Source organism: Nocardia sp. NPDC060220 (genome assembly GCF_042727815.1).
Lineage (GTDB): Bacteria > Actinomycetota > Actinomycetes > Mycobacteriales > Mycobacteriaceae > Nocardia.
The window spans coordinates 1-1,071 of the sequence record NZ_JBHWZY010001383.1; the positions used below are offsets into that span (position 1 = coordinate 1).

Consider the following 1,071-nt stretch of genomic DNA (forward strand, 5'->3'; position numbering starts at 1 on the left):
GCACGGCAGGCGCGGACGGCCGAGGTCACGTCGGGTATCGTCCGCCTCAGCGGCGGTGCTCATCGCGTCATAGCCGAACACGGCGAAGAACACCGTCGCCGCACCCGTCCACACCGCGCCGGTGCCGAACGGGAAGTACGGCTCGTAGTTGGCGCTGTCGATATGGAACACCCCGAGCACCACGATGAGCACGACCAGGGCGACCTTGATGCCGACCGCGACCGTCTCGAACCGGCCCACACTGCCGATGCCGCGCGAGAGCACCCACGCGGTGCCGAGACAGAACAGCACCGCGAACAGGTCGATCACCCGGCCGTCCCCGGTATCGGGCGCGCCGAGCATCCACTCCGGCAGGGTCAGCCCGATCTGATCGAGCAGGAACCCGAAATAGCCCGATACACCGATCGCGACCACCGCCGCCACCGCGATGTACTCGAGCAGCAGATCCCAGCCGATGAACCAGCCGGCGAGCTCACCGAGGGAAACGTAGCCGTAGGTGTAGGCCGAGCCCGCTTTCGGGACCATGCCCGCGAATTCGGCGTAGCACAGCGCTGCCGCGGCGCTGGCGACACCGGCGATCAGGAACGAGATCAGAACTGCCGGACCGGTGACCGAGTGCGCGACCGAGCCCGCCAGCGTGAAGATGCCCGCGCCGATGATGCCGCCGACGCCGATCGCGGTGAGCTGCCAGAGCCCGAGTGATTTGGCCAGGCGCTCGTCACTGGGGATCTCGTCGTCGACCTCGATCAATGGTTTGCGGCGCAACATCTGGGTGCGCAGCTCTGCGAAAGACATTCGCGTTTCCTTCCATCGGCGCACACCGCCGCGTCACGGTGGGCTCATCCGAGTACACCGCCACGCGCAACCACGGGCGTCGAGAGTGAATAATGTTCAGCGGCGATGATCGTTCGACCGAGCCGGTCATCTTCCGCGCGTGCCGACCAATGCGCGCAGGAAGAACCCGAGGTTGGCGGGCCTTTCGGCCAGCCTGCGCATGAAGTACCCGTACCACTGGTCACCGTAGGGGACGTATACGCGAACATGGTTGCCCGCGGCGGCGAGTCGCTGCTG

Annotated in this window: 1 protein-coding gene and 1 pseudogene; both read right to left on the reverse strand. The window is 66.6% G+C overall.

The features are described from left to right. Positions 1 to 795 (reverse strand): amino acid permease (locus ACFWF3_RS36950; RefSeq protein ID WP_379318911.1); only part of this gene is annotated, 795 nt, incomplete at its 3' end. 126 nt (positions 796 to 921) lie between these two features. Further along, positions 922 to 1,071 (reverse strand): annotated as a pseudogene (locus tag ACFWF3_RS36955) (proline dehydrogenase); the annotation flags it as partial.